The sequence below is a fragment of the Azospirillum sp. B2RO_4 genome, assembly GCF_051124815.1.
Taxonomy (GTDB): domain Bacteria; phylum Pseudomonadota; class Alphaproteobacteria; order Azospirillales; family Azospirillaceae; genus Azospirillum.
Genome location: NZ_CP118485.1, coordinates 878,158 through 904,499, shown reverse-complemented (window position 1 = coordinate 904,499; position 26,342 = coordinate 878,158). Strand labels below are relative to the sequence as shown.

Here is a 26,342-nt window from a genome sequence, read left to right as displayed (position 1 = left end):
ATCTACAGCAGCAAAGATCGGAAGGGAGAATGGCCGTGCCGCTTCTGGACGCCACCATGGGCATCGCCGACGCCGAAGGCATTCAGCCGGTGACGCTGGAAACCGACCGTGGCCCGATCGAGGGCCGTTATTACCCGGTGCCGGGCGGGGAACTGGCGGTGCTGTGGGTCGGCGGGGTCGGCGGCGGCTTCGACACGCCGGCGCGCGGGCTCTATCCCCGGCTGGCCGCCGACCTGACCGCCGACGGCATCGCCTCGCTGCGCCTGCGCTTCCGCGACCCGCGAGACCTGGAGGAAGCGGTGTACGACCTGCTGTGCGGGCTGAGCCTTCTTGGCCGCCAGGGCATCCACCATGTGGCGCTGGTCGGCCATTCCTTCGGCGGGGCGGTGGTCATCCAGGCGGCGGCATCGAACCGCGGCGCCGTCTGCACGGTGGTGACGCTGGCGACCCAGGGCTACGGCACCGACCCGGTGGGCGACCTGTCCTGCCCCATCCTGCTGATCCACGGCGAGGCGGACGAGATCCTGCCGCCCAGCTGCTCCATTCACGTCCACCGCAAGGCGCGCGAGCCCAAGAAGCTGGTGCTGGTCCCCGGCACCGGCCACGCCCTGGACGAGACCTCGGAAGCGGTCTGCCGCGAGGTGCGCGACTGGCTGAAGGAGATTCTGCTGCAGAAACGCTGAGGGGAGCCATCGGCTCCCCCCATTCCCTCAGCTTTCCTTCGCCTTCTGCGTGTCGCTGATCGGCTGCACGCCCGGCGGATGGTCCTGCTGCGGTTGCTGCTGTTGCTGCTGGGGCTGCTGCTCCGGCGGCGGTTCGCGGCGCGGCGGGCCGGCCTTCACGTCGGCATAGACGGCCTCGGCGATCTTCAGCAGCTCTTCCTTCGACAGGCGGCCGGCCAGCGCATAAGCCAGCGGACCCTCGACCCAATAGAAGGTCGAGACGTCGCCGTTCTGGGTGAAGCTGAACTTCGACGGGTTGCCGGCCTGCGGCGCGCCGACGAACAGGGTGATCCGCTTGTTGGCGTCGTTGGCATACATGTACTGGGCACCGGCGCCGAGATCGGTCGGCAGCGAGCGGCCGCCGATCAGCCGGAAGCCGACGCGGCCGAGGTCCGGGCCGAACACGTCGCGGCCCATCCGCTTCGACAGCCAGCCATTCAGCTCGTCCTGATTGTCGGCGCCCAATTCCACCTGGAAGCGTTCGTCGGAGGTGTAGAAGCGGTGGGCCTCCGTGGCCTCCTCCGCGAAGGTGGCCAGCGTCTGGCGCTGCTGGGCGATCGGCGCGGCGGCGCGCTGCTCCTCGCCACGGCCCATCCAGCCGCCGGCGGCACCGGCGACCACCAGCATCACCGCCGCGGCGAACCGCACCAGCGGGCGGGCATGCCAAGCCGGACGGTTGTCGTTGAGGGCGATGCGGCCCTTCAGCTTGTCGGACAGCTCCTGCACCGTGTCGCTCGGCGGCTCGCGCAGGACGGTGTCGAACATCTCGTGCAGCAGCAGCCCCTGGGCGCGGTAATCCTCCGCCCGGCGCGCCGCCTCCGGATCCTCGGCAAGCCATCGCTCCACCGCCAGGCGGCGGTTGCCGTCCAGCTGGCCATCCACATAGGCGTGGAGTTCGTCCTCCGTGACCCGTCCAGTCGCTTGATGCGCGTTCATCACTTCACCCGCCGGAGGGTGACGCCACCCTCGTTCGCCAGTTTCGCCCGCACCGCCTCGCGCGCCCGTGACAGGCGCGACATGACGGTCCCGATCGGTACGCCGAGCATGTCGGCGACCTCGTCATATTTCAGGCCCTCCAGCGCCACCAGAAGCAGCACCTTGCGCTGTTCCTCCGGCAACTCGTCGACCGCGCGCATCATCTCGCGCAGTTCGACACGCTCTTCCTGCCGGGCCGGGCTGACCAGCTTCGATTCGACGTCGGCGACGTCGACCTCCTGCGGCCGGGCGGCCTTGGAACGGACCTGATTGACGTGAACGTTGTGCAGGATGGTGAAAAGCCATGCCCGCAGGTTCGTCCCCGCCTGGAAGCTGTCGGCGCGCGCCACCGCGCGCGTCAGCGCCTCCTGCACCAGATCCTCCGCATCCGCACCGTTGCGCAGCAACGCACGCGCGTAGCGCCGCAAGGACGCGATGTGGACTTCCAGATCGACCCCGAATTTGCTCAACCGCGCACCCGTTCCTTACCGGTAACGCCAAGGCTCACGCCATGGACTCCCCCTTCCAGCGAGAGGCCGGACGGGACGACGAGGGCGCCGCAACTCCAGGGCCGGGCCGGCTCACTCGACCCTGCGGCCGAAATGGGGACCCGATGCATATGGGTGCGAACGCGCGCCGCGCATCCTTTATTCCAGACTTTGTCAGGCTTGCAGCAAAATTTGTGCGGTACGGCCACGCTTGTGCCGAAAAGGCTTCAGGGGCGGCTGGGTCGATGATCGGATGGGATATGCCCACCCGGGAGTTGCCCTGGAAAAGTGGAGGGTCTTCGGCCTTCGGCAACGGCGGCAATCATGCGGATGTGGACCGTGCCGTATTCCTTCACCCGCTGGAGACGACCTGCCCGTCGCGCAACGTCACCGTGCAGTCGAAACGGCCGAAGATCGTCTCGTCGTGCGTGACGACCAGGATCGCGGCCTGCTGTTCGATGGCGAGCCGGCGCAGCAGGTCCATCACCATGGCGGCGCGCCCGGAGTCGAGGGCCGCCGTCGGCTCGTCGGCCAGAATGATGCGTGGTCGATTGGCGAGCGCGCGGGCGATGGCGACGCGCTGCGCCTCCCCACCCGACAGGCGCGACGGCAGCGTCGCGCCGCGGTGTCCCACCTCCAGATAGTCCAGCAACGCCCGCGCGCGGCGCCGCGCCTCGACGCCGGGAACCCCGGCAAGGTCGAGCGCCACCGCGACATTCTCCTCGGCGGTGAGGAACGGCAGCAGGTTGTGGAACTGGAAGATGAAACCGATCTTCTCCAGCCGCAGCCGGCGCAGGTCGGATCGAAGCCAGCGGCCGTCGTAGACCGTCTCGCAATCGAGGTCCAGGCGGCCCCGCGTCGGCTCGACGATGCAGCCGATCAGGTTCAGCAGGGTCGTCTTGCCCGATCCGCTGGGGCCGAGCAGCCCGACCACCTGCCCCGGATAGACCCGCAGGTCGGTGTCCTTCAGCGCATGCACCGCGGTCTCGCCGCGGCCATAGGTCCTGGCGATTCCCCGAAGCTCGACGAGCGGCGGCGCCATCGCCCTACCCTCCCAGCGCCGTGGCCGGATCGACCTTGAGCGCCAGGCGCACGCCAAGTCCGCTCGCCGCCACGCACAGGACCAGCACCGCCGCGCCCAGCATCAGCGCGTCCTCCGGCAGCAGCAGCAGGCGGCGCGGAAAGTGATCCTTGGCGACCAGAATGAGCAGCGTGCCGGTACTCCAGCCAATGATCCCCATGGCCAGCGCCTGTTGCACGATCAGAGCGACGATGGTGCGGTCCGGTGCGCCGATCAGCTTGAGCGTGGCAATGGCCTTCACCTTGTCCATGGTCAGCGTGTAGAGGATCAGCGCGATCACCACGGCCGATACCGCCAGCAGGATCGCCGTGAACAGACCGATCTGCCGGCGCGCCTTCTCGACCACCGATTTCAGCAACAGCCCTTCCTGGTCCTCCTGCGTCAGCGCCCCGAGATGCTTCCAGCGCGCCGCCTCCGCCGCGACGCCGGCCGCCGGCATGCCGGGCAGCATCCGCGCCACCACCGCGTTCACGGTGTCGAGACCGGCCGGGCGGGCGCCGCGCGCCAATTCGCGCCGGGCGGCGGGCGGGTCCAGCTCGAACTGCAGGCGCTGGCTGTCCTTCAGCGTCAGATGGACCACCGGATCGCCGCCCGAAGCGACGATTCCCTCGGTCAGCCCCACCACCTCGTAGGAATCCCGCCCCAGCCGCACCCGCTCGCCGATCTCCAGACCGGCGCGGCGGTCGGCGAGCATCTCGTAGTGGCTGCGGGTGATCGGCCGCCCGGCGGCGAGGCGCTTCGGCTCGCCGGGCCGGCCAGGCTCGTAGCCGACCACGTACAGGCGCAACGTCCGCCCGCGGTGCGCGGTTTCCACCGACTGGAAGGTGAGCGACCCCGCCGCCGCCACCCCGGCCAACCGCGCCACCGCGTCGCGCGTGTCGCCGGGAATGCGCGAGGCCTCGGCAAACGGGCCGCGGGTGCCGGATTCGACGATCCACAGCTCGGCGCCGGGCGCGCGCACCAGGATCAGCGCCTCGTCCACCAGCCCACGGTAGATGCCGATCATCGACAGAACGACGCCCAGCAACAGGCTCAGCCCCAGGCAGGTCAGCAGGAAGCGGCCGAGGTTGTGGCGGACATCGCGCAACGCGAGGTTCATGGCGGCGTCCCCAGCGGATCGGCGCGCCGGCCCTCGCGCAGGCCGGGCACCGCGGCGACCACCGGCCGCGCGCCATCGGGGAGGCCGCCGGTCACCTCCAGCCGGCCGTCCAGCGTGCGCCGGCCGAAACTCAGCGCGCGGCGGGCAAGGCGGCCGTCCTCGACGGTCCACACCGTGCCGCTCCGTCCGTCGAAGCGGTCGACCGCCACCTGCGGCACAAGCACGGCGCGCGGCAGGCGGCCCACCGCGATGGTCGCCTCGACCTGCTCGGCAAGGTAGACGCGCGGCGGGCAGACCTCGCATTTCAGATAGACTTTCCGCTCCTCGGTGACACGGTCGCTTTCCAGCTCGATGCGCGTCACGCGCGCCCGAAAGGTCCCGCCGGGAAGCGAACGCAGCCGCACCGTCGCCACCTGCCCTTCCACGAGGTCGCCGGCCGAGGCCTCATCGATGTGGACCAGCGCCCAGACGCTGTCCGGGGCGATCAGGGTGAACAGCGGCTCGCCCGGATTGACGGCGGCACCCAATTCCTTGTGGCGGGCGATCACCAACGCGTCGAACGGGGCGGTCAGCGTGTAGCGGTCGAGCCGCGCGGATTCGTAACGCTGCCGCGCCTCGGAATCGGCAATGGCGGCTTCGGCCACCGCGAGATCCGACTGCGCCACCGTCAGTTCCGCTTCGGCGACGCGCAGGTCGGCGGCGCTGTCCTGCGCCACCTCCACCGACACGCTGCCCTTGACCAGCAGTTGCTGCCGTCGTCCGGCGGCCTGCCGGCGCTTGTCGAGCAGTGAATGCGCCTTGAGGATGGTGGCCTCCGCCCTGGCGCGCGCGGCGCGCGCCTGCCCGACGGCGGCCTTGGCCTCGGCGACGCGGGCGTCCTGCTGGCTGGTGTCAAGGCGGGCGAGCACAGCGCCCTGCGGCACGCGGTCGCCGTGGTCGGCGAACAGCTCCGTGAGCGTGCCGGCGACCTCCAGCCCGACGGCGGAGCGCACCCGCGCCTCCACTGTGCCGATGCCGTAGACCTCCAAGGGCACCTCGCCCTCCGCCGCCGCGACCGGCACCGCCAGCGGACGCAGCCACAACGCCCAGGCCCCGCCGGCCAGGAGGCCGAGAATCAGGAGCAGCGCGAGCCCGAGCCGCAGCCGACGCATGTCCGGATTCCCTTCGCCCGTTCCCCGTTGTGCAAACGATACACCCCGCCACGCGCCCGCGTCGGTGAGATTGTCACCGACGCACCGGGGCGAACCGCCGCAGGCCAACCGGAAGGCTGCCAGATCAAGTCCAAGGAGATGGGGTGTCTTATCCGACGCGATCCGCGACGGGGACGAGGGGCCGACAGCCTGTCGGAAACCTCTGGAAAGCGTGGTGGGCCCGGCCGGATTCGAACCGACGACAACACCGTTATGAGCGGCGCGTTCTAACCGCTGAACTACAGGCCCTACCGCGGGGCGCACTTTGCGACAAAGCTTCGGGGAAATGCAACCCCTCGTTCATCGTTCCGACGCGGAAGTCCGAAAACGAAAACGGGGGCCAAACGGCCCCCGCTTCGTCTCATACCGGAACGCTTCCAATCAGGTATCCAGGAAGCTGCGCAGCTTGCGCGACCGCGACGGGTGCTTCAGCTTGCGCAGCGCCTTCGCCTCGATCTGGCGGATGCGCTCGCGGGTCACGTTGAACTGCTGGCCGACCTCTTCCAGCGTGTGGTCGGTGTTCATACCGATGCCGAAGCGCATGCGCAGCACGCGCTCCTCGCGCGGCGTCAGCGAGGCCAGGACGCGGGTCGTCGTCTCGCGCAGGTTCGCCTGGATGGCGGCGTCGAGCGGCAGGACCGCGTTCTTGTCCTCGATGAAATCGCCGAGATGCGAATCCTCCTCGTCGCCGATCGGCGTTTCGAGGGAGATCGGCTCCTTGGCGATCTTCAGGACCTTGCGGACCTTCTCCAGCGGCATCATCAGACGCTCGGCCAGCTCTTCCGGGGTCGGCTCGCGGCCGATCTCGTGCAGCATCTGGCGGCTGGTGCGGACCAGCTTGTTGATCGTCTCGATCATGTGGACCGGGATGCGGATGGTCCGCGCCTGGTCCGCGATGGAGCGGGTGATCGCCTGACGAATCCACCAGGTGGCGTAGGTCGAGAACTTGTAGCCGCGCCGGTACTCGAACTTGTCGACCGCCTTCATCAGGCCGATGTTGCCCTCCTGGATCAGGTCCAGGAACTGCAGGCCGCGGTTCGTGTACTTCTTGGCGATGGAGATGACGAGACGCAGGTTGGCCTCGACCATTTCCTTCTTGGCGCGGCTCGCTTCCTTCTCGCCCTTCTGGACGGTGGAGACGATGCGGCGGAACTCGTTGATCGGCAGGCGCGCTTCCTCGGCGACGTTGGAGATCGCCTCGCGCGTCTTGCGGATGTCGCCGTCGTACTTCTCCGCGAACTTGCCCCAGGTCTTGGGGTTCAGGCCGCGGATGCGCTCCAGCCAGTTCGGGTCCAACTCGTGGCCGAAATACTGGTTCAGGAAGTCCTCACGCTTCACCCGGCACTCGGTGGCCATGCGCAGCAGGCGGCCTTCGAAGCCGGTCAGCTTGCGGTTCAGGCCATAGAGCTGCTCGACCAGCTGTTCGATGCGCTGGTTGTTCAGGCGGACGGTGTTCATCAGCTCGACCATTTCGAGCTTCAGCTTGTCGTACTTCTTGTCCGTCTGCTTGCCGACATCCTCGCCGCGCTGCATCGCGGCCATGCGGGCCTCGTGCAGCTTGTGCAGCTTGTCGTAGGTCGCCTTGATGTTCTCGAAGGTCTCGATGACCTGCGGCTTCAGCGCGGCTTCCATCGCGGAGAGCGACAGGCTGTTCTCGCCCTCGTCGCCTTCCTCGCCCTCGTCGCCCTCGCCTTCGGCGCGCGGCGGACGCGGTTCGTCGCCTTCCTCCTCGGCCGGCGCTTCGGACGCGGGAGCGGCACCGGCGGATCCTGCGGTCTCGACCGCCTCGGCCAGCCCCTCCGGCATCTCCTCGCCGTCCGGGCCGCCGCCATAGGTGGCGTCCAGATCGATGATGTCGCGCAGCAGCATCTTCCCTTCCATCAGGGAATCATGCCACTCCAGAATGGCGCGGATGGTCAGGGGCGATTCGCAGATCGCGCCGATCATCATCTCGCGGCCGGCCTCGATCCGCTTGGCGATGGCGATTTCGCCTTCGCGCGACAGCAGTTCCACCGAACCCATCTCGCGCAGGTACATGCGCACGGGGTCGTCGGTGCGGCCGATGTCGTCGTCGTCGAGGTTGCCCGACGAACGGCCTTCGCCCTCGCCGGCCCCTTCGCCGCTGTTCTCCGAATCCTGCTCTTCCGATTCGACGATGTTGATGCCCATCTCGGACAGCATCGCCATCGTGTCTTCGATCTGCTCGGACGAGGACGAATCCTGCGGCAGCGCTGCGTTCAGCTCGTCATAGGTGACATACCCGCGCTCCTTGCCGCGGGCGATCATCTTCTTGACGGCCAAACCCATGCCGTCCATCAGAGGACCGTCTGCGGATTCCTCCCGCGTTTCGGAAACTTCCACGCTGTTCGCAGCTTTCGTGGCCATGCGATCGGTGCCCCCGCATTACCCCATTGAATAAAGACGAAAGGAGCGCCCGGTCCCGGTTGCCCGGCCCGTCCGCCCCACCCCCAACCATGTATCTACCCAGAACCCGCCATCACAGAAACTGTCATGCGGCCCCGTCCTGTTGCCCTGCGTCCCATCAACCGTTGCCCGATTGCCGATGATATGAGTCATCAACCGTCAGACATCGTCAAAGTCACTGTCGTCCGCGATACCCAGACCGGACTTTATGACCTCCTGCTGAAGAGCCACGACCCTCGCGAAGTTGGCCTCGCTGTTGTCACGGGTCAGAGCCGCCTTCGCTTCCCTAAGATCGTCGAGCACCCGCTCGTGATGCAGATGCCGCCACGCAGGCCACCATCCCTTCCTGGCGTCCTCCGTAGAGGCGTCCGGACGGGCGAAGCCGGCATGGACATAGGTCGACTCGCCTAGCAAAGCACCGACCATCGTCTCATGGCCGGCGGATGACAAGTGGCGACAAAGCGCAGCGGCGTCAAGTGTCGAGTCGTGATTGCGCTCGTCTGACAGGCATTCAATGACCGCCCAGCGCAGTTTTTCCAGCTCCGGGTCACCGAATGGCAACAGACCCAGCGGCTCGGCCAGTTCGCCGAACAAGTCCGGATGATTGATGAGCGTCGCCAGCAGGATCCGCTCCCGCATCGAGGCGAGGCGCGAGGCGCGGCCCCGCCCTTCCCCCACCGGCTTGGAGGTCAGGCGGCCCGGCGTCCCCGGCACATGGCGGCGCGGCGCCTCGCCGAAACGGCCCCGTCCCTGCCCCGGCACCCAGGGGCCGCGATTGTAGCCCTGGCGCACCGGGGCGAAGGCCTCGTCGACGCGGCGGCGCATCTCGGTGCGGTAGAAGCTCTGGACGTCGCGGTCGGCGATGGTGGCGACGCGCGCCTCCAGCGCCGCTTTCACCGCGGCCTTGGCCTCCGGCGTGTCGGTCGGCCGGCCTTCGCTCTCCATCCGCCACAGGGCGTCGGACAGCGGGATGGCGGCCTCCAGCACCGCGCCCATCGCCTTCGGCCCCTGGGCGCGGATCAGGCTGTCGGGGTCCTCGCCCTCCGGCAGGAAGGCGACGCGGGCCGACTGTCCGGGGGCGAGGTGCGGCAAAATACGCTCCACCGCCCGCCACGCCGCACGCCGGCCGGCATTGTCGCCGTCGAAGCACAGGAAGGGCACCTTCTCCGCCGCCGGGATCAGCTTCCACAGCTCCTGCACCTGGGTCTCGGTCAGGGCGGTGCCCAGCGGCGCCACGGCGCCCTCGAAGCCGGCGCGGACCAGCGCGATCACATCCATATAGCCTTCGGCGACGATCACCGGCTTACCGTCCGCCGCCGCCTGCCGCGCCCGCGACAGGCCGTAGAGCAGCGTGCCCTTGTGGAAGAGCGGGGTGTCGGCAGTGTTGACGTATTTCGGCCCGTCGCCCTCCAGGATGCGCCCGCCGAAGGCGACCACCTGCCCGCGCCGGTCGGTGACCGGGAACATCACGCGGTTGCGGAAGAAGCTGTAGGGCGCCCGGCCGTCGTCCGGCCGTTTCAGCAGTCCGGCATTGACCATGTCCTCGTCGGAAAAGCCCTGCTTGCCCAGATATGTCCGCAGCGCGTTCGAATCGCCGGGGGCATAGCCCAGTCGGAAGCGGGCGATGGTCTCGCCGTCCAGCCCGCGCCGCATGAAATAGTCCAGCCCCGGCCGCCCGGCGGGCGTGTGCAGCTGTTGCTCGAACCAGCGCGCCGCCTGTTCGACAAGGTCATGCAGGGTCTTGCGCCGCTCGTAGCGCTGCCGGTCCTCCTCCGTCGGGCGCGGAACCGGCAAGCCGGCCTCGCCGGCCAAATGCTCGACCGCGTCGGGGAAGCCGAGATTGTCGTGGCGCATGACGAAACCGATGATGTCGCCATGGGCGCCGCAACCGAAGCAATTGCCGGTGAGGATATTGTCTTCCAGCGCGAAGGCATGCTCACCGGGAACTTCGGCGCAGAACACCTCTTCCTCCCGATCGGTTTCCTCGACGGATTCCACGACCCAGCGCAGACGGGCAAAGGACTTTCGGGCTTGCTCGTACCGTTCCCGCGCCTGATCGCCGAGGAACAGCGACGCGTCCATGGTGGACGGCACAAAATGGATGCGGAAGATGTCGCAGGGTTCCGCCGCCAACCCGCGGCGATTCGCTGCGGTTATGCCATAAGTACCGATCCCCAAACGAAGAGCGGCGGTGCGGACCCACTCCAGATGTGCCCGGTTGGCACTGTGGAGCATAACAGTGCCATCCTTCGCCACATGACCGTCGGCAGCGATGTAGCCTGCCAAAAAACCAAGCAAGTAAGAATCGGTGCTGTCGTTCAGAGCCGGCAGCGCCTTCATGTGTCCGAATGCCTTGCCGCCGTAAACGCGCAGATAAGGCTTGCCATGCTCGGTCAGCTTTGGCTGCGGCGTCCGATCCGGAAACCAACCGGCCAACACCTTGTCCTTTTCACCATGCAGATGAACATGGCCGTATCCTTTTACGACGGAACCGTCGCCAAACACGATGCCATGGGTAATACCGTTGGGATCGAGAGACCAGTCGCACCGCGGCTCCGGCAGAACCGCCTCCAACCGGTGGCCACGGCGAAGCTGGCTGGTCAACACGTCGCCAATAACGCCTCGGACGAACCACCGATGACCTGCGGTAGCGTGCAACACCTTGGTCTGCCCATTGCGTGTCAATGTGACACGCATGAGCTTTTGAATGCCGTAGGATTTGAAGTCCGCCGAAACCCATTTCCCACCGCGCGTCAGAACCGTCTGGGTTGTGCCCGCAAGCTCCGCTATCGGACGTACCCCATCCGGCAGGATCACTGGGGTTTCCGCCGCCAAGCAATGGAAGAATCCCTTCTGGTCGTTGACGTAGAAGGACGGCGACTTCTCATTGTGGAAGGGACAGGGGGCCTTGTACTCGCGGCCGGCGCGGATCAGCCGCAGCCGCTTGGAAACCACTTCCGACAGGGTCAGCCGGGTGCGCAGTTCTTCCAGGAATTGGGGCGGGAAGGCCATGGTCGAACGGTCACCGGGGTACGAAGGACGATGGGCGGGAGCAAGGGATGGGCAATGGGCGCTAGGCTATAGCAGAGGCATAGTATGGGAACCAGCGCCGCCGGCCCCAAGGGGGCAGATGGCGCAGGTCAGTCCGGCAGCCTGAGGAGATGCGTCCCGGCGTAGAGCGTGTGCAGAGGGACTTCATAGCCGATGCTTTCCAGACCCAGCACGTCATCCGCCATGATCACCAACGGGCTCTCCGGCCAGCTGCCATCCGCCTGCCGCCGCAGAAGCTCCGCACCGATCCCGGCCGTCCACAGCACCAGGATCTCGCGAACCGACGGCAGCGTGGTGTAGGTCCAGACATTCTCCCAGATCTCGGCCTCGTTGCTGGGCGAGAGGATCTCGATCAGCAGGACCGGATCGGGCAGCGTGCGCAGTCCCCGTTCATCCGGGGTGCAGGTCACGCCCAGATCGGGGATGCGCATGTTGTGGCTGGAGCGGACGCGGGGCTGCACGCCCGGCGCGGTCACGACATGGCAGCCGGGGGCGCGGTCGGCCAGATGGTTGCCGATCAGGCGGGCGACGGTGCTCTGCAGGATGCAGTGCGTGATGCTCGCCGGCGCCATGGCGCGCGGTTCGCCGTTCACCAGTTCATAGCGCGTGTCGGTGCCGTCGCCGTTCCAGTCCAGGAACTCCGCGACGGTCATGCCCGAGAAGCTGGATTTGCGGACCGCGACCATTCCACCGTCCTCCTGCCCGTCTGCCGCGCGGGGCATCGGACCTCAAGCCTAGCCTGAGTCGCCCCGCGGCGGCCAGCACCCCTTCCTTGCCCGGCCTTACTTGCCCGAAAGCCGCGCCTTCACCAGAGCGCCGGCCTTGGCGAAGTCCATCTGGCCGGCGTGGCGGGCCTTCAGTTCGGCCATCACCTTGCCCATGTCCTTGATGCTGGCGGCGCCCAGTTCGGTAACGATGGCGTCGATGGCGGCGGCGGACTCCTCCTCGCTCATCTGCTTGGGCAGGAAGCGTTCGATGACCGCGATCTCCTCGCGCTCCTGCTGGGCCAGTTCGGGACGGCCGCCCTGATCGTACAGCACCGCCGATTCGTTGCGCTGCTTCACCAGGGCCTGCAGCATCGACAGGATCTCCGCCTCGTCGATGCCGTCGGTCACGCCGCGCGGGCGGGCGGCGATGTCGCGGTCCTTCAGGCCGGCGAGGATCATGCGGATGGTGGACACCGCGCGCTGGTCCTTCGCGCGCATCGCATCCTTGAGGCTGTCGTTGAACTGCGTGCGCAGCGTCATGTCCTGTCTTCCTTGGTTCGTCGGGCCGGGAGCGGGCCGGGAGCGGGCCGGGATCGAAAGGCTCCGGCCGGACAGCCGACTATTCCGAAAACGGCCGCCGATTTCCATGGCAAAAGCCCCATCCGGCGAATGGCCGCCCGGAACCCTCCGTCCTTGTCGGCGGATCAGGGCCGCCTTGCAAAGCTATTGCTGGAAATCCGGCGGCCAATCGTCATATAGGATGTCCGGCCCACCCGATCAGCCCACTCGATCCCACGTCGTCGCCCTCCAGGGCGGATATGGGGTGCGAGCGGTTGCGTGTGCGCGCCCGGCGGGACGCTAGGCCGTCGCCGTTCCGCCGATCACCCGATCCGTCGCCGGCCGCGGTTTTTGGGAAGGTTCACAGGAATGACTCTCGCCACTCCCCCCTCCGACAATGCGGTTCACACCGGCGTCCTGGTCCTGGCCGACGGCACGGTGTTCCGCGGCCGAGGCATCGGCGCCACGGGGGATTCGGTGGGCGAGGTGTGCTTCAACACCTCCATGACCGGCTATCAGGAGATCCTGACCGATCCCAGCTATGCCGGCCAGATCATCACCTTCACCTTCCCGCACATCGGCAACACCGGCGCCAACCTTGAGGACATCGAGACGGTCACCCCGGCCGCCCGCGGCCTGATCCTGCGCGCCGACATCACCGACCCGTCGAACTGGCGCGCCACCCGCCACCTGGACGACTGGCTGAAGAGCTATGGCCTCGTCGGTCTGGCCGGCGTCGACACCCGCCGCCTGACCCGCCGCATCCGCGACCTGGGCGCGCCCAACGGCGTCGTCGCCCATGCGCCGGACGGCAAGTTCGACATCGAGGCGCTGGTCGCCAAGGCCAAGGGCTGGCCGGGCCTGGAAGGCATGGATCTGGCCAAGGACGTGTCCTGCCGCCAGACCTACGACTGGACCGAGGCCGGCTGGACCATCGGCGGCGGCTATGCCACCCAGGACAAGCCGCAGTACCATGTCGTCGCCATCGATTACGGCGCCAAGCGCAACATCCTCCGCTGCCTCGCCGCGGCCGGCTGCAAGGTGACGGTGGTGCCGTCGACCGCCTCGGTCGAGGACGTGATGCGCCACCAGCCGGACGGCGTCTTCCTGTCCAACGGCCCCGGCGACCCCGCCGCAACCGGCGAATATGCCGTGCCGACCATCAAGGGCCTGCTCGACACCGGCGTGCCGATGTTCGGCATCTGCCTGGGTCACCAGATGCTGTCGCTGGCGCTGGGCGCCAAGACCACCAAGATGCCGCTGGGCCATCGCGGCGCCAACCATCCGGTCAAGGACCTCGCCAGCGGCCGGGTGGAGATCACCAGCCAGAACCACGGCTTCGTCGTCGTTCCGGAGACCCTGCCGGCCGACGCCGAGGTCACCCATGTCAGCCTGTTCGACGGCACCAACGAGGGCATCCGCCTGAAGGGCAAGCCGGTCTTCTCGGTGCAGTACCACCCGGAAGCCTCGCCCGGCCCGCAGGACAGCCATTACCTGTTCGACCGCTTCGTCCAGCTGATCGCCGAGAAGAAGGCGGCCTGACCTCCAATCGTCGGCAGGTCATGAAAAAAGGGGGAGCCGTTCGCGCGGCTCCCCCTTTTCCTATTTGGGGTTGCGGTCCTTGTCAGGGGCCAGCGTTGTCGCGGTCGCCGTGCGCGGCTGGACCCGCTGGATGCCGCCGTAGCAGCTGGTGCCGCCACGCCCGCCGGGCGATCCGGCGGCCTGGCCGTATTGGGTGCAGTCGGCAGCTTTCTCGTTGCCGCTTTTCTGTTCACGGGGCTGTGATTTGGGATCGTCCACAGTGGCCTCCCGGAGGTTGCGGACCATATGGAATATGGTCTCTCCTAGATTGCCAACATAGGCAGCGATCAGCGGTTCCAACAGATATGCGTCTTCCGGATCATCCGTTTTCCCACAAGCCACCGCCGGCCGCCGAGTCCGATTGCCCTGCCTGCCCGCTCTGCGGCCGGCCGATGGTGCCGGGCGCCAGCCTGAACGAGCATCACCTGATCCCGCGCACCTATGGCGGCCGGGAAACGGTAACGATGCACCGCATCTGTCATGCGAAGATCCACGCGGTGCTGACCGAACAGCAGCTGCGCGACCAGTATCACGAGATCGATGCGCTGCGCGGCCATCCCGACATCGCCGCCTTCATCGGCTGGGTCCGCCGCAAGCCGCCGGAGTTCGTCGACGGCCATGCCACCGACCGGCGGCGGCGCAAGCGCTGACCACGCTTCAGACGATTCCGTCTGAACCGATCGCACTCTAGCCGTGGCGCATCGCCCGACGCGCAGCCGGCTTCGGCAGATAGTTGCGGGCCTCGCCGTTGCAGACGCGGCTGACCCGCTCATACTCCTCCACCGTGTCGACCTTGGCCTGCCGGCGGTCGCGCTCGCGGCCGAACTCCTGCATGATCCGCCGCATCGCCGATTCGAGCGGACGGCGGATCGCCGCCATCGCCTGGGTCTGGCTGCGCGAGCGCACCGGCTTCATCCCGTCGATCACCTGCTCCAGACGGCTGCGGATCTGCGGCATCATCTCGTTCAGCAACGCCTCGTCCACCGCGACATGGCGCATCTCATGCGCCAGAACCTCGCCATGCAGGCAGGAGTCGGCGGGGATTTCGCTGGCGACATGGACGATGCGCTGCTGGAAACCGAAACTGATGGTCAGGGTGCTGGCCGAGGCACAATAGGTGCCGTCGCCCATCGACTTGAACAGCGCCTGCACCTGTGACTGCTCGCCATAACGCGCCTGGGTCAGCCCCAGCACATGGCTGTCGGCGGTGCTGACCGGCCCCGGCGTCCGCCCCGGAAGCCGGGTGAGCTGGGCGATCGACAGGCTGTCGTCGCGCTTGATCGGCGCCAGCACGGTGTCGAGCGTCAGCTTGGTCGGCGGAAAGCCGCCGCAGCCGCTTGACTGCGCCGCAGCCGGCATCGCCGCGAGAGGGAGACCCAGCAGGAGCCCCAAAAGGCTAAGGAACAGGAGGCGAACGGTCATCCCAGCACTGTTACCGGGAAACCGTTCGCCGACAAGAGATATGGAAGGGCGGATGCGCCCCACCCGCCTACTTCCCCGCCTTCAGCTGCTCCCGCGTCAGCCAGAACACCTCGCCGAAGCTGTTGGCGGTCTGCAGCCACAGGAAATCCAGGTGCGGATACTCCGCCTCCAGAATCTCGCGGCCGGTGCCGAACTCGCACAGGAGGCCGCCCTCGGGGGTCAGGTGCTTGGGCGCTTCCTTCAGGATGCGGCGGACGATGTCCAGCCCGTCGTCGCCGCCGGCCAGCGCCATCTCCGGCTCGGCGCGGAATTCCGGCGGCAGGGCGTCCATCGCCTCGGCATCGACATAGGGCGGGTTGGTGATGATGACGTCGTACTTGCGCGTCTTCAGCGGCGCGAACAGGTCGCCCTGGTGCAGGGTGATGCGGTCCTCGAAGCCGCTGTCGGCGACGTTGCGCTTCGCCACCTCCAGCGCGTCGGGCGACAGGTCGACGGCGTCCACCTGGGCCTCGGGGAAGATGCGGGCGGCCAGGATGGCGAGGCAGCCGGAGCCGGTGCACAGATCCAGCACCCGCTCCACCGAGGTCGGATCCTCCACCAGCGTGAAGTCGTCGCCGCCGAACAGGTCGGAGAACAGCAGTTCCCCGATGTAGGAGCGCGGGACGATCACCCGCTCGTCCACATAGAAGGGGATGCCCTGGATATAGGCCTTGTTCAGCAGGTAGGGTGCCGGCTTGCGGGTGTCGATGCGGGCATGGAGGATGCCGGCCACCGCCTCGCGCTCCGCCGCGGTCAGCCGGGAGTCCAGATAGGGGTCGAGCTGATCGACCGGCAGGTGCAGCGTCTCCAGCACCAGGAACACCGCCTCGTCGAAGGCCGTGGTGGTGCCGTGGCCGTAATCCAGATCGGCCTCGTTGAAGCGGCTGACGCCGTAGCGCAGGAAATCGCGGATGGTCGACAGCTCGGCGGCGGCTGTGGCGGCGGTGTGCTTGCTGGTCACGGGGCGCTGGCTCCGGTCAGGGGCGGGGATGTTGGATCAGAGCAGGTCGAGGACCGAGTCCGGCGGACGGCCGACGCGGGCGCGGTCGCCCTTCACCACGATGGGGCGCTCGATGGCCGCCGGATTGGCGGACAGGGCGGCGACCAGCGCCTCGCCGTCGAGGTCCTTGGCAATGCCGGCCTCCGCCGCTTCCTTGGCGCGGGTGATGTCGCGCGGCCCCTTGCCCAGCTTGGCGAGGATGGCCGACAGCTCCGCCGGGCTGGGCGGGGTCTTCAGATATTCGATCACCGTCGGCTCGACGCCGCGCGACCGCAGAAGCTCCAGCGTCTCGCGCGATTTGCTGCAGCGCGGGTTGTGATAGATCGTCACGTCGCTCATGCCAGACTTCCCGACCTTGGTTGCTTTGTCGATTTGAAGAGCGGTCAGACTGATACACCCAACCCGCGTTCCGCGCCAATCCGGCATGCGGAAACGGACGCCGCGGCGCAACATCGCTCAGGTGACAAGGGATGGCTTTGGTATTACGTTGCGCGCTCGCTTTTCCGAAGGCCCGTGCGCGCCGTATGCCGGTGGGCGGGCCATGCGGAACTGATCCGATGCCCAGATACGGATGCCGGCCGTGACCAAGCTCTCGCTCTCCAAGGACAAGATCAACATCCTTCTGCTGGAAGGTGTCCACGACAACGCCATCGAAGAGCTGGCCCGCGGCGGCTATGCCTCCGTCGAGCGGCTGCCGCGCGCGCTGGACGAGTCCGAGCTGCTGGAGCGCATCGGTTCGGTCCATATCCTGGGCATCCGCTCGCGCACCCACCTGACCGCCAAGGTGCTGGAGGCGGCAAACAAGCTGATCACCGTCGGCTGCTTCTGCATCGGCACCAACCAGGTCGACCTGAAGGCGGCGCGCCGCCAGGGCGTGCCGGTGTTCAATGCCCCCTATTCCAACACCCGGTCGGTGGCGGAATTGGTGATCGGCGAGATCATCATGCTGATGCGCGGCATCTTCGAGAAGTCGCAGCTGGTCCATGGCGGCGGCTGGATGAAGTCGGCCAAGGATTCCTACGAGATCCGCGGCAAGACGCTGGGCATCGTCGGCTACGGCCACATCGGCACCCAGGTGTCGATCCTTGCCGAAGCCATGGGCATGCAGGTCCGCTTCTACGACACCGTGCGCAAGCTGGCCCTCGGCAACGCGCGCGCCTGCGATTCGCTGGAGGAACTGCTGTCGGTGTCCGACGTGGTGACCCTGCATGTGCCGGATACCCCGCAGACCCGCAACATGATCGGCGAGCGTGAACTGGCCGCCATGAAGAAGGGCAGCCACCTGATCAACGCCGCCCGCGGACAGGTGGTGGACATCGAGGCGCTGGCCGCCGCGATGAACTCCGGCCACGTCCTGGGCGCCGCCATCGACGTCTTCCCGGTCGAACCCGGTTCGGACAAGGACGAGTTCCAGAGCGCGCTGCGCGGCATCAAGACCGCCATCCTGACCCCGCACATCGGCGGCTCGACGATGGAGGCGCAGGCCAACATCGGCACCGAGGTGGCGCAGAAGCTGCTCGAATATTCGGACAACGGCTCCACCGTCGGCGCGGTCAACTTCCCGCAGGTGGCGCTGCCGGTCCAGGCCGGCTGCACCCGCTTCCTGCACGTCCACGAGAACCGGCCGGGCATGCTGCGCAAGGTGAACGAGGTGTTCTCCGGCCGCGACCTGAACATCGCCGCCCAGTATCTCCAGACCGATCCGGAGCTGGGCTATGTGGTGGTCGACGTCAACGGCGATGTCGACGAGTTGGAGGTCGTCAACGACCTGCGCGCCATCGAAGGCACCCTGAAGGCGCGCTTCCTGTTCCCGTCTCAGCGCTGACCGGATGGCGGGAGGGTGGTGCCGACGGTGGCGCCCCCTCCCTCTTCCCACGTTGCGGGAGAGGACGGGGAAGCGCCTTCACCGGATTGAAGGATGGCCTCCCCCGGTCTTTCGGTATTGAACTGTTGGTCTTGCGGGCCTTCTCCGCTCACAGGTAGCGCCGCAACAGGATGCTGCCGCCCCGGTGCGGCAGGCGGGGATGCCAAGGGATGTCGGCGCGGCCGATCTCCTCGAATCCCTCTCCTGCATAGAGACCGCGGGCGGCCTCGTTGTCGGCCCAGACATGCAGGGTGATGCGGTCGAAGCCGCCGGTCCTCGCCCGTTCGTAGAACCAGCCGAGCAGCCGCCCGGCGATGCCCTGCCGCCGCCGCTCCGGATCGACCGCCAGCGCCGACAGGAAATAGCTGCCCCAATCCAGCGTTTCGGAAAATTCGGCCATATGGGCGACCCGGTCGGGCGGAAGGCCGCTGTAATCCTCCGTCCGGATCCAGTCGGTGGGATAGCCGTGGGCGACGCCGACCACCTGCCCGTCCAGTACCGCCACCCCGCTCTGCCGGTGCGACAGCGAGCCGCTGCGCCCGGCCAATCCCGGCATCAGCATTTCTGCCGCCGTCATGCCCGGGATCACCCCGTCGAGCAGAAATTCATAGACCCCGCCCCCGGCGATGTCGATCAGCCGCGCCAGATCCGGGGCGTCGTCGGCATCGGCCGGGCGGATGCGGAGACGGTCGTCAGTCAAGGCAGGGCTCACGGCAGGAACCTTCGATCAGGAGGGCGATCAGGAGGGCGATCAGGAGAGCGGCCGAATAGAAGAGGCCCTCCCGCCGCGGATTTCCAGCCCCTTTCGTGCGAAGCGGCCCGTTCAGCCTTGATCTGTTCAGCCCCGATCCGCTCAACTCTGATCGGCGGCGCGGTTCAGGTCGTCGCGCAGCCGCAGCAGCGCATCGCGGAGCGACATCAGTTCTTCGGCCGAATCGCCGGCCGCGGCGGCGATCCGCGTCGGCAGGCATTCGGCCTTGCCGCGCAGAGCCGCGCCCTCGGCGGTCAGGCCGATGCGCACCAGCCGTTCGTCCTGCGGATCGCGGGCGCGGGTGAGAAGCCCCTGCCCTTCCATCCGCTTCAGCAGCGGAGTCAGCGTGCCGCTGTCCAGCCCCAGCCGCTCGCCCAGCAGCTTCATCGACTGCCCGTCCTGCTCCCACAGCAGCAGCATGATGAGATACTGCGGATAGGTCAGGCCAAGCTGCTCCAGCAGCGGGCGGTAGACGCGGCTCATCGCCAGATTGGCCGAATAGAGCGCGAAGCACGCCTGGTTGGAGAGCAGAAGCGGGTCGTCCTTGTCGGCTGCCATGATGTGTGAACCCTGAAAAGACGGCGCTCTAAAAGACGGCGCGCCGCCGGGATGCCGCGCGTGATCGTGCGCCCTGCACAATCGCGCGCAACAGCCCGGCGGCGCAATGCCGAAGACCATTCGCCTCGGGCGATGCCTTCAGGTCCGGCCCACGGCTCCCACCCTCGCCCCAACCGTCAGGCGACGGTCGTGGTGACCGGGATGTTGCCCTTGGTGGCGTGGCTGTAGGGGCAGACCTTGTGGGCGCGGGCCAGCAGATCCTCGGCGGCGGCCTTGTCCATGCCCGGCAGCGAGACCACGAAGTCGACGGTCAGGCCGAAACCCTCGCCGTCGTCGCGGGCGCCGATGCCGACCGTGGCGTTCACCGTCAGGTCGGCCGGAACGGCGATCTTGTCGCGGTTGCCGACGAACTTGATGGCGCCGATGAAGCAGGCCGAATAGCCGGCGGCGAACAGCTGCTCCGGGTTGGTGGCGCCGCCCTGGCCGCCCAGTTCCTTCGGCGCGGCCAGCGCGACCGACAGCAGTCCATCCTCGCTGACGGCCTTGCCGTCACGGCCACCGGTCGCGGTCACCTTGGTCGAATACAGGGTCTTCATGGCGTGTGCTCCTTACTTTGGATTTCGGATTTGGGTAGCGGGTTCTGGTTTCCGGGGCGGCCGTTCGAACCGGCAGCCCGTCGATCTCGTGAGACGGACTATGGCGCACGATGGAATTGCGCGCAATCGATTTTATCGTGCGCAATCAGATTGCGTGCAATGTGTGTGGCGCATGACGCAGCCCCGGAGCCGGATCAGCCATGCTGGGTGCGGGTTAGCCCGCATACCGGCGTATCGCCATTTGTTAACGACGCCACGGTTAATGCCTAGCTTGTGTCGGCGTCGTGCCTTCCGGCCGCTCATTCCGCCCCATGAGAGTGCCATGAAACTTTCCAGCAAAATCCTGCTGCCGGTCCTGGTCCTGTCCATCGTGTCGGCCGCCATCGGCGGCACCTCGGTATGGGGGCTGAACCGCATCGCCGCTGCCAACCAAGCCCTGATCCGGACGGATCGGATGGTCCTGACCGCATCGGAACTGCGGTCGATCAGCCGGTCCCTGCAGCGCGACGCCCTGAACCTTATTTCCGAGGACGCTGCGACGCAGGCGAAGATCAGCGAGCGGTTCGGCGACCGCATCGAAGACATGGCTGAAGCCAACCGCCGGCTCGACCGGCTTCTCGCCGCGTCGGGCAATCCGGCCGCCGGGAAAATCGGCCCGCTGCAGGTCAAGGTCATGAATGCTCTGGCCAAGACGCAGGATCTCGCGCTGGCTGGGCAGCGCGATGCCGCAGCCGCCCTGTTTCGCAGTGATGTCCGCAGCAGCGAGCGAGCGGCTTCCGCCCTGACCGATCCGATCATCGAGACGGGGACGGAACGGATCGCCCAACTCACCGACGCGGTGGAGGAGACCGAGAGCTTCGTGAAGGTCACCGTGGCTACGGTCGGGCTGATCGGCATTCTCGCCGGCGCCCTGCTCTCCCTGCTGATCGCCCGCCGCAGCGTCGTCGGGCCGTTGGCCCGCCTGACCGCGAGCATGGGACGCCTTGCCCGCAAGGACTACGGCGTCGATCTGTCGGACGCGGCGCGCGGTGACGAGGTCGGCGCCATGGCCACCGCGGTCGTCACCTTCCGCGACGCGCTGCAGACCGCCGACCGGCTGGAGACCGAGCAGGCGGCCGACCGCGCCGCCAAGGAACGCCGCACGGCCGAGGTCGAGCGTCTGGTCCGCCATTTCGAAGCGACCGTCAGCGGCATCCTGCACACGCTGTCGTCCGCCGCCACCGAACTGAGCCAGACGGCGCACAGCATGTCGGGCATCGCCGACCAGACCAATGCCCGCGCATCGGCCGCGGCAGGAACGGCGGTCGAGGCCTCGTCCAACGTCCAGGCCGTCGCGGCGGCGACGGACGAACTGACCGCCTCCATCACCGAGATCAGCGGTCAGGTGTCGCGCTCCACCGCCATCGCCGATCGGGCGGTGAGCGAAGCGCAGCAGACCAACGCCCAGGTCCAGGGGCTGGTCGAACAGGCCCAGCGGATCGGCGAGATCGTGCAGATGATCAACGGCATCGCCACCCAGACCAACCTGCTGGCGCTGAACGCCACAATCGAGGCTGCACGGGCGGGAGAGGCCGGCAAGGGCTTCGCCGTGGTGGCGTCGGAGGTGAAGAGCCTCGCCAACCAGACGGCCAAGGCGACCGAGGACATCGGCACCCAGATCGCCTCCATGCAGGGCGCCACCAACGGCGCGGCCCAGGCGATCGGCGGCATCAGCCGTACCATCGCGACGATCAGCGAGGTCGCGACCTCCATCGCGTCGGCCATCGAGGAGCAGGGGGCGGCAACGGCCGAGATCGCCCGCAACGTTCAGGAGGCCTCCAGCGGCACCGCGTCGGTCAGCGCCAACATCGGCGGCGTCAGCGAAGCGGCGGCCCAGACCGGCGCCGCGGCCAGCCAGGTGCTGGGCGCCTCGGGCGAGCTGGCGCGCCAGTCGGAACTGCTGCGCCTGGAGGTGGAGACCTTCCTGAGCGGCATCCGCGCCGCCTGACCGGTCTCGCCCTCTCGCACCCTGGATCAGGCGGGGGAGGAGCCGAGCATGGCGCCGCCGCGCGCGCCGATACTTGGCCACCTCCCCCACCTTGACATCCACAGCCATGACGATGACCCGGAACCGCGAATCGGCGATTTCAATCATACTCAAGGTGTGACGGCCATCACTGCCGGCGCGCCTTCGGCGGGCGACACTGGTCGCCCGAACGCACACTGCAATGCCGGCCATTCGCCATGCTCAGGACCAGCAGGATCGGGATGTCCCAGAAGCCGCAGCCCGTGGCGATCTGCCTGGAATGCGGAACGCCCTACCTCGGGTTGGAACCGATCACGGACGGGTGCAGGACCCGAACGTCTGCCGGCCGATGCGACGGCGAGGTCGTTGCCCGATGGCGCAACGAGGATTGGATCGTCTGCCCATCCTGCGACGGCGGCGGCTGTCCGGAATGTCGCGATCTCGGCTGGTTGCCCGTGCCGCACTGAAGCGCCGTGCAAGTCGGTGGAGGCGATTCCGATGAAGGCCCTCGCCAACGCTGCGGCAGCCCCAAGTCGCAAACAGGAGTCGCAATCGGACGGGGCAGCAGCGGCGAAAGCAGCCGATGACGCGGGCAAAGAAAAAGCCTTGGAACCGTTGGGTTCCAAGGCTTTTCCGGTCCTTCCGGAACTGGTCGGAGCGACAGGATTTGAACCTGCGACCCCCAGACCCCCAGTCTGATGCGCTACCAGGCTGCGCTACGCTCCGTCAACTTCACCGCAGTGCTTGCGGCTTGGCTCCGGAAGGGAACGGGACTATAGCCGCGGGCTTTTGCCGATGCAACATCTCCCGTGATGATTTTTCAGCTTTTTTTGCCCCCCATTTCGGAGAGGCGGGACAGCACCGATCGCAGCGATTTCAGTTCATCCAGCACCATGGTGATCTCGTGACGCACTGCATCGGACAACGGCGGATGATCGGCGCCGCTCTCCCCGCCGTCATCGGACTCGTCGACGGCGAAGGCCTCGACATCCGCCGCGTCGCCGCCCTCATCGGTGTCCTCAGGCAGCGGCGGTGTCGGATCGGACATCCGCCCTTCCTTCAACAGGCGCTGGACGCCCTTGATGGTGTAGCGGTCCTCGTACAGCAGCGCCTGGATGCGCCGCAGAAGCTCGACATCCTCCGGCCGGTAATAGCGCCGGCCGCCGCCGCGCTTCAGCGGGCGGATCTGGGGAAACTTCGTCTCCCAGAACCGCAGCACATGCTGTGGCACGTTGAGGTCGGTCGACACCTCGCTGATGGTGCGATAGGCCGTGGCGGATTTCATGACCGGATCAGGCCGCCATCCGACGACGATCGGCGGCGACAGTCCGCGGGGTGGCACGGCACGGCGATGGACGGCACATCCGGATCATCGGAAACGGCCGGCGTCAGGACAGCGCCCGCGCGGGCGTCGGCGCCCCACCCTCCTGAACCTCGTTGATGCGGTTCTTCAGCACATGGCTGGCGCGGAACACCAGGACGCGGCGCGGCAGGATCGGCACCTCTTCCCCGGTCTTGGGATTGCGGCCGATTCGCTCGCCCTTCTGGCGGACCTGAAAGCTGCCGAAGGAGGAGATCTTCACCATCTCCCCCCGGGCGAGCGCATCGGAAATCTCGTCCAGGACGGTTTCGACCAGGTCGGCCGATTCATTGCGCGAAAGACCGACTTCCTGATAGACGGCCTCGCTCAATTGCGCGCGCGTGACGGTGTTTTGCGACATTGTTCGACCTCCCCCCGCAACCATTGCGAAGACGGTAATCCGGGGGAAGAAGGTCCGTCAATTCAAAAGCTTGGCAGCCGCAAACGGCCCGGCCGAAGTCCGGCCGGGGTTGCAGCGCAGCATGCTGACGGGAAGACGGGGAAGGGACGCCGGCGACTTACCAGCGGATCAGCGCCGAACCCCAGGTCAGGCCGCCGCCGATGGCTTCCATCAGAATCAGGTCGCCGCGCTTGATGCGGCCGTCGGCCACCGCCTCGCCCAGCGCCAGCGGGATCGACGCGGCCGAAGTGTTGCCGTGGCGGTCCACCGTCAGCACCACCTTTTCCGGCGACAGCTTCATCTTGCGGGCCAGCCCGTCGATGATGCGGCGGTTCGCCTGGTGCGGCACCATCCAGTCGATGTCGGTCGACTCGAGACCGTTGGCGGCCAGAGCCTCCTCCACCACCGCCGACAGCTTGGACACGGCGTGGCGGAAGATTTCCTGCCCGTGCATGCGGACATGGCCGATGGTGCCGGTCGACGACGCGCCGCCGTCGACATAGAGAAGGTCGTACTGGCTGCCGTCGGAATGCAGGTGGGTCGACAGCACGCCGCTGTCGGACGCATCGCCCTTGCCTTCATAGGTTTCCAGCACGATGGCGCCGGCGCCGTCGCCGAACAGCACGCAGGTGGTGCGGTCGTTCCAGTCGAGCAGGCGCGAGAACGTCTCCGCCCCGATCACCAGGGCGCGCTTGGCCTGACCGTTGCGCAGGAAATTGTCGGCCACCGACATGGCATAGACGAATCCGGCGCACACCGCCTGGATGTCCATGGCGAAGCCCCTGGTCCCCAGCGCCGCCTGCACCCTGGTGGCGGTGGCCGGGAAGGTGTTGTCGGGCGTGGTGGTGGCCAGGATGATGCAGTCGATGCTGGAGGCCGGCACGCCGGCATGCTCCAGCGCGCGGGTCGCCGCGGCGATGGCGAGGTCGGAGGTCTTCTCCCCCTCCGCGGCGATGTGGCGGGACTTGATGCCGGTGCGCTGGACGATCCATTCGTCCGACGTGTCGACCCGCTGTTCCAGATCTTGGTTGGTGACGACGTTGGACGGCAGGAAGATACCGCAACCCAGAACTCGGGAACGCATGACCATTGTTCAGCCCGCCGCCGCCTTCGTGTCGGGAAGAGGGTTCGCGTCGGCTATGCGCCCCATCTCTTCCTTGATGCGTTCGTTGAAGCCATGCGTCGCCAGATTGACGGCGACCGCAACGGCATTGGCGAAGCCGACCGCGTCGGTGCCGCCATGGCTCTTCACGCAGACGCCGCGCAGGCCCAGGAACATCGCGCCGTTGTAGCGGCGCGGGTCGATCCGCTCGCGGAAGCGCTTGAAGGCGCCCCGTGCCAGCAGATAGCCGATCCGGGCCAGGAGCGACGTCGCGAAGGTCCGGCGCAGGAACTCGGAGAACAGCTTGGCCGTGCCCTCCGCCGTCTTCAACGCGACATTGCCGGTGAAGCCGTCGGTGACGATGACGTCGACCGTTCCCAATCCGATGTCCGTGCCCTCGACGAAGCCATGGAAACGGCCGGGCAGCGGCATGTCGCGCAGGCTGGCCGCCGCGGCACGCACCACCTCGTTGCCCTTCATGTCCTCCGATCCGATGTTCAGCACACCGATCGACGGCTCCGGCAGGCCCAGGATGGCGCGTGCGAAGACGGCCCCCATCACGGCGAACTGGACGAGGTTTTCCGGCTGGCATTCGGCGTTGGCGCCGAGGTCCAGCATCACGCTCTCGCCCCGTTGCGTCGGGAAGAAGGAGGCCATCGCCGGCCGGTCGATGCCCGGCAGCGTCTTCAGCACGAATTTCGCCATCGCCATCAGGGCGCCGGTATTGCCGGCCGACACCACGCAGGCAGCCTCGCCCGCCGCGACGGCGTCGATGGCAAGCCGCATGCTGGACTGGCGTCCCGCGCGCAGCGCGACTGCTGGCTTGGCGTCACCGGCCACGAAGTCGGCGGTGTGGCGGATTTCCGCCACCGCCTTCAACGCAGGCCGCTGGTTCAGCAGCGGTTCAAGCCGCTGCTGGTCGCCGTACAGCAGAAAGCGCACGTCGGGATGGCGCTCCCGCGCGATGTCCGCCCCGGCCACGACCATGTCGGGACCGTGATCGCCACCCATGGCATCCAGGGCGATGGTCAGGCGCTGGCTCACCGCGAACAGGCTCCCCGGCTTGGACCCCGGCAGGGGCGACCAGCGCCCCCGGTCATCGGGACCTTAGACAACGCGATCCGGATCAAGCGGCCGCGGTGCCGCTCTGAACCACTTCACGCTGGTCGTAATGGCCGCAAGACCCGCAGACGTGGTGCGGACGCTTCAGCTCGCCGCAGTTCGGGCACTCGTTGTAGGCCGAGGTCGGCAGAGCGTGGTGCGAACGACGCATGTTGCGCCGCGACTTGGAGGTCTTCTTCTTCGGAACAGCCATGACCGTAAACTCTCTTCATTGGAAAGGGCGGCCCGAACAGGGGCCGCCCAGCGC

26 protein-coding genes, 2 tRNA genes and 2 pseudogenes are annotated in these 26,342 nt (G+C 67.5%); 5 read left to right on the top strand and 25 right to left on the bottom strand.

Annotated elements, in window-relative coordinates; all coding sequences use genetic code 11:
* The first annotated feature begins 29 nt into the window (after positions 1-29).
* A complete protein-coding gene (locus tag PWS46_RS04235; RefSeq protein ID WP_434618465.1) occupies positions 30-683 on the top strand; it encodes an alpha/beta hydrolase in 654 nt (217 codons plus the stop codon).
* A 27-nt stretch (positions 684-710) separates the two neighbouring features.
* Here PWS46_RS04235 and PWS46_RS04230 read toward each other — a convergent pair whose 3' ends face one another.
* The 12 genes and pseudogenes from PWS46_RS04230 to PWS46_RS04175 all read right to left on the bottom strand — a co-directional run bounded on the left by PWS46_RS04230 (position 711) and on the right by PWS46_RS04175 (position 12,277).
* Complete coding sequence (locus PWS46_RS04230; RefSeq protein WP_434618462.1) at positions 711-1,658, bottom strand: anti-sigma factor family protein; 948 nt, start codon at positions 1,656-1,658, stop codon at positions 711-713.
* Positions 1,658-2,167, bottom strand: coding sequence for a sigma-70 family RNA polymerase sigma factor (locus PWS46_RS04225; protein WP_085089022.1), 510 nt, complete (start codon positions 2,165-2,167; stop codon positions 1,658-1,660). Before PWS46_RS04225 ends, PWS46_RS04230 begins: the two co-directional genes overlap by 1 nt.
* A gap of 370 nt (positions 2,168-2,537) precedes the next feature.
* Positions 2,538-3,227, bottom strand: a complete 690-nt coding sequence (locus PWS46_RS04220; protein WP_434618458.1) for an ABC transporter ATP-binding protein — start codon at positions 3,225-3,227, stop codon at positions 2,538-2,540.
* 4 nt (positions 3,228-3,231) lie between these two features.
* Positions 3,232-4,365 carry an ABC transporter permease gene (locus PWS46_RS04215; RefSeq protein WP_434618455.1) on the bottom strand — a complete coding sequence of 378 codons (1,134 nt, stop codon included), beginning with the start codon at positions 4,363-4,365 and terminating at the stop codon, positions 3,232-3,234.
* Positions 4,362-5,516, bottom strand: coding sequence for an efflux RND transporter periplasmic adaptor subunit (locus tag PWS46_RS04210; protein ID WP_434618452.1), 1,155 nt, complete (start codon positions 5,514-5,516; stop codon positions 4,362-4,364). The genes PWS46_RS04215 and PWS46_RS04210 overlap by 4 nt, the downstream gene beginning before the upstream one ends.
* 212 nt (positions 5,517-5,728) lie before the next feature.
* Positions 5,729-5,804: transfer RNA gene (locus PWS46_RS04205), tRNA-Ile, on the bottom strand.
* A 132-nt stretch (positions 5,805-5,936) separates the two neighbouring features.
* Positions 5,937-7,940 carry an RNA polymerase sigma factor RpoD gene (rpoD, locus tag PWS46_RS04200; protein WP_434618449.1) on the bottom strand — a complete coding sequence of 668 codons (2,004 nt, stop codon included), beginning with the start codon at positions 7,938-7,940 and terminating at the stop codon, positions 5,937-5,939.
* A 198-nt stretch (positions 7,941-8,138) separates the two neighbouring features.
* Positions 8,139-9,833, bottom strand: coding sequence for a DNA primase (gene dnaG, locus PWS46_RS04195; protein WP_434619894.1), 1,695 nt, complete (start codon positions 9,831-9,833; stop codon positions 8,139-8,141).
* A gap of 366 nt (positions 9,834-10,199) precedes the next feature.
* Positions 10,200-10,319, bottom strand: a pseudogene (locus PWS46_RS04190) (hypothetical protein); the annotation flags it as partial.
* Between the two features lie 495 nt (positions 10,320-10,814).
* A pseudogene (locus PWS46_RS04185) lies at positions 10,815-10,991 on the bottom strand (CHC2 zinc finger domain-containing protein); the annotation flags it as partial.
* Between the two features lie 128 nt (positions 10,992-11,119).
* Positions 11,120-11,716 (bottom strand): Uma2 family endonuclease, encoded by a 597-nt coding sequence (locus PWS46_RS04180; RefSeq protein ID WP_434618446.1) that lies wholly within the window; start codon positions 11,714-11,716, stop codon positions 11,120-11,122.
* A 96-nt stretch (positions 11,717-11,812) separates the two neighbouring features.
* Positions 11,813-12,277: a GatB/YqeY domain-containing protein gene (locus PWS46_RS04175; protein WP_434618443.1), complete on the bottom strand. Its 465-nt coding sequence runs from the start codon at positions 12,275-12,277 to the stop codon at positions 11,813-11,815.
* A 387-nt stretch (positions 12,278-12,664) separates the two neighbouring features.
* On the opposite strand from PWS46_RS04175, the gene carA reads away from it, so the two are divergent.
* Complete coding sequence (gene carA, locus PWS46_RS04170; protein ID WP_434618440.1) at positions 12,665-13,837, top strand: glutamine-hydrolyzing carbamoyl-phosphate synthase small subunit; 1,173 nt, start codon at positions 12,665-12,667, stop codon at positions 13,835-13,837.
* 60 nt (positions 13,838-13,897) lie between these two features.
* Here carA and PWS46_RS04165 read toward each other — a convergent pair whose 3' ends face one another.
* Positions 13,898-14,176 (bottom strand): hypothetical protein, encoded by a 279-nt coding sequence (locus tag PWS46_RS04165; protein WP_434618437.1) that lies wholly within the window; start codon positions 14,174-14,176, stop codon positions 13,898-13,900.
* 5 nt (positions 14,177-14,181) lie between these two features.
* Here PWS46_RS04165 and PWS46_RS04160 point away from each other — a divergent pair, with 5 nt between their 5' ends.
* Positions 14,182-14,526: an HNH endonuclease gene (locus tag PWS46_RS04160; protein WP_434618434.1), complete on the top strand. Its 345-nt coding sequence runs from the start codon at positions 14,182-14,184 to the stop codon at positions 14,524-14,526.
* 37 nt (positions 14,527-14,563) lie between these two features.
* Here PWS46_RS04160 and PWS46_RS04155 read toward each other — a convergent pair whose 3' ends face one another.
* The 3 genes from PWS46_RS04155 to arsC all read right to left on the bottom strand — a co-directional run bounded on the left by PWS46_RS04155 (position 14,564) and on the right by arsC (position 16,676).
* Positions 14,564-15,298, bottom strand: a complete 735-nt coding sequence (locus PWS46_RS04155) for a hypothetical protein (RefSeq protein WP_434618431.1) — start codon at positions 15,296-15,298, stop codon at positions 14,564-14,566.
* A gap of 67 nt (positions 15,299-15,365) precedes the next feature.
* Complete coding sequence (gene prmB / locus PWS46_RS04150) at positions 15,366-16,298, bottom strand: 50S ribosomal protein L3 N(5)-glutamine methyltransferase (RefSeq protein ID WP_434618429.1); 933 nt, start codon at positions 16,296-16,298, stop codon at positions 15,366-15,368.
* Between the two features lie 36 nt (positions 16,299-16,334).
* Positions 16,335-16,676, bottom strand: a complete 342-nt coding sequence (arsC, locus tag PWS46_RS04145; protein WP_434618426.1) for an arsenate reductase (glutaredoxin) — start codon at positions 16,674-16,676, stop codon at positions 16,335-16,337.
* A gap of 241 nt (positions 16,677-16,917) precedes the next feature.
* On the opposite strand from arsC, the gene serA reads away from it, so the two are divergent.
* Complete coding sequence (gene serA, locus PWS46_RS04140; protein WP_434618423.1) at positions 16,918-18,162, top strand: phosphoglycerate dehydrogenase; 1,245 nt, start codon at positions 16,918-16,920, stop codon at positions 18,160-18,162.
* A 148-nt stretch (positions 18,163-18,310) separates the two neighbouring features.
* Here the strand turns inward: serA and PWS46_RS04135 are convergent, their stop codons facing one another.
* The 3 genes from PWS46_RS04135 to PWS46_RS04125 all read right to left on the bottom strand — a co-directional run bounded on the left by PWS46_RS04135 (position 18,311) and on the right by PWS46_RS04125 (position 20,106).
* Positions 18,311-18,901, bottom strand: coding sequence for a GNAT family N-acetyltransferase (locus PWS46_RS04135; protein WP_434618420.1), 591 nt, complete (start codon positions 18,899-18,901; stop codon positions 18,311-18,313).
* Positions 18,902-19,054: 153 nt separating this feature from the next.
* Positions 19,055-19,510 carry a MarR family winged helix-turn-helix transcriptional regulator gene (locus tag PWS46_RS04130; protein WP_434618417.1) on the bottom strand — a complete coding sequence of 152 codons (456 nt, stop codon included), beginning with the start codon at positions 19,508-19,510 and terminating at the stop codon, positions 19,055-19,057.
* 176 nt (positions 19,511-19,686) lie between these two features.
* Complete coding sequence (locus PWS46_RS04125; RefSeq protein WP_012973667.1) at positions 19,687-20,106, bottom strand: organic hydroperoxide resistance protein; 420 nt, start codon at positions 20,104-20,106, stop codon at positions 19,687-19,689.
* Between the two features lie 322 nt (positions 20,107-20,428).
* On the opposite strand from PWS46_RS04125, the gene PWS46_RS04120 reads away from it, so the two are divergent.
* A complete protein-coding gene (locus PWS46_RS04120) occupies positions 20,429-22,093 on the top strand; it encodes a methyl-accepting chemotaxis protein (RefSeq protein ID WP_434618413.1) in 1,665 nt (554 codons plus the stop codon).
* A gap of 667 nt (positions 22,094-22,760) precedes the next feature.
* Here PWS46_RS04120 and PWS46_RS04115 read toward each other — a convergent pair.
* The 6 genes from PWS46_RS04115 to rpmF form a co-directional block, all read right to left on the bottom strand.
* Positions 22,761-22,837, bottom strand: a tRNA-Pro gene (locus PWS46_RS04115).
* 94 nt (positions 22,838-22,931) lie between these two features.
* Positions 22,932-23,396, bottom strand: coding sequence for a MerR family transcriptional regulator (locus PWS46_RS04110; RefSeq protein WP_434618410.1), 465 nt, complete (start codon positions 23,394-23,396; stop codon positions 22,932-22,934).
* Positions 23,397-23,499: 103 nt separating this feature from the next.
* Positions 23,500-23,832, bottom strand: a complete 333-nt coding sequence (locus tag PWS46_RS04105; RefSeq protein ID WP_085088899.1) for an integration host factor subunit alpha — start codon at positions 23,830-23,832, stop codon at positions 23,500-23,502.
* Between the two features lie 157 nt (positions 23,833-23,989).
* Positions 23,990-24,961: a beta-ketoacyl-ACP synthase III gene (locus tag PWS46_RS04100; protein ID WP_434618406.1), complete on the bottom strand. Its 972-nt coding sequence runs from the start codon at positions 24,959-24,961 to the stop codon at positions 23,990-23,992.
* A gap of 3 nt (positions 24,962-24,964) precedes the next feature.
* Entirely contained in the window at positions 24,965-26,017 is a 1,053-nt protein-coding gene (gene plsX, locus PWS46_RS04095; RefSeq protein ID WP_085088895.1) for a phosphate acyltransferase PlsX, read from the bottom strand.
* 82 nt (positions 26,018-26,099) lie between these two features.
* Positions 26,100-26,288 carry a 50S ribosomal protein L32 gene (gene rpmF / locus PWS46_RS04090; RefSeq protein WP_012973646.1) on the bottom strand — a complete coding sequence of 63 codons (189 nt, stop codon included), beginning with the start codon at positions 26,286-26,288 and terminating at the stop codon, positions 26,100-26,102.
* Positions 26,289-26,342: the final 54 nt, after the last annotated feature.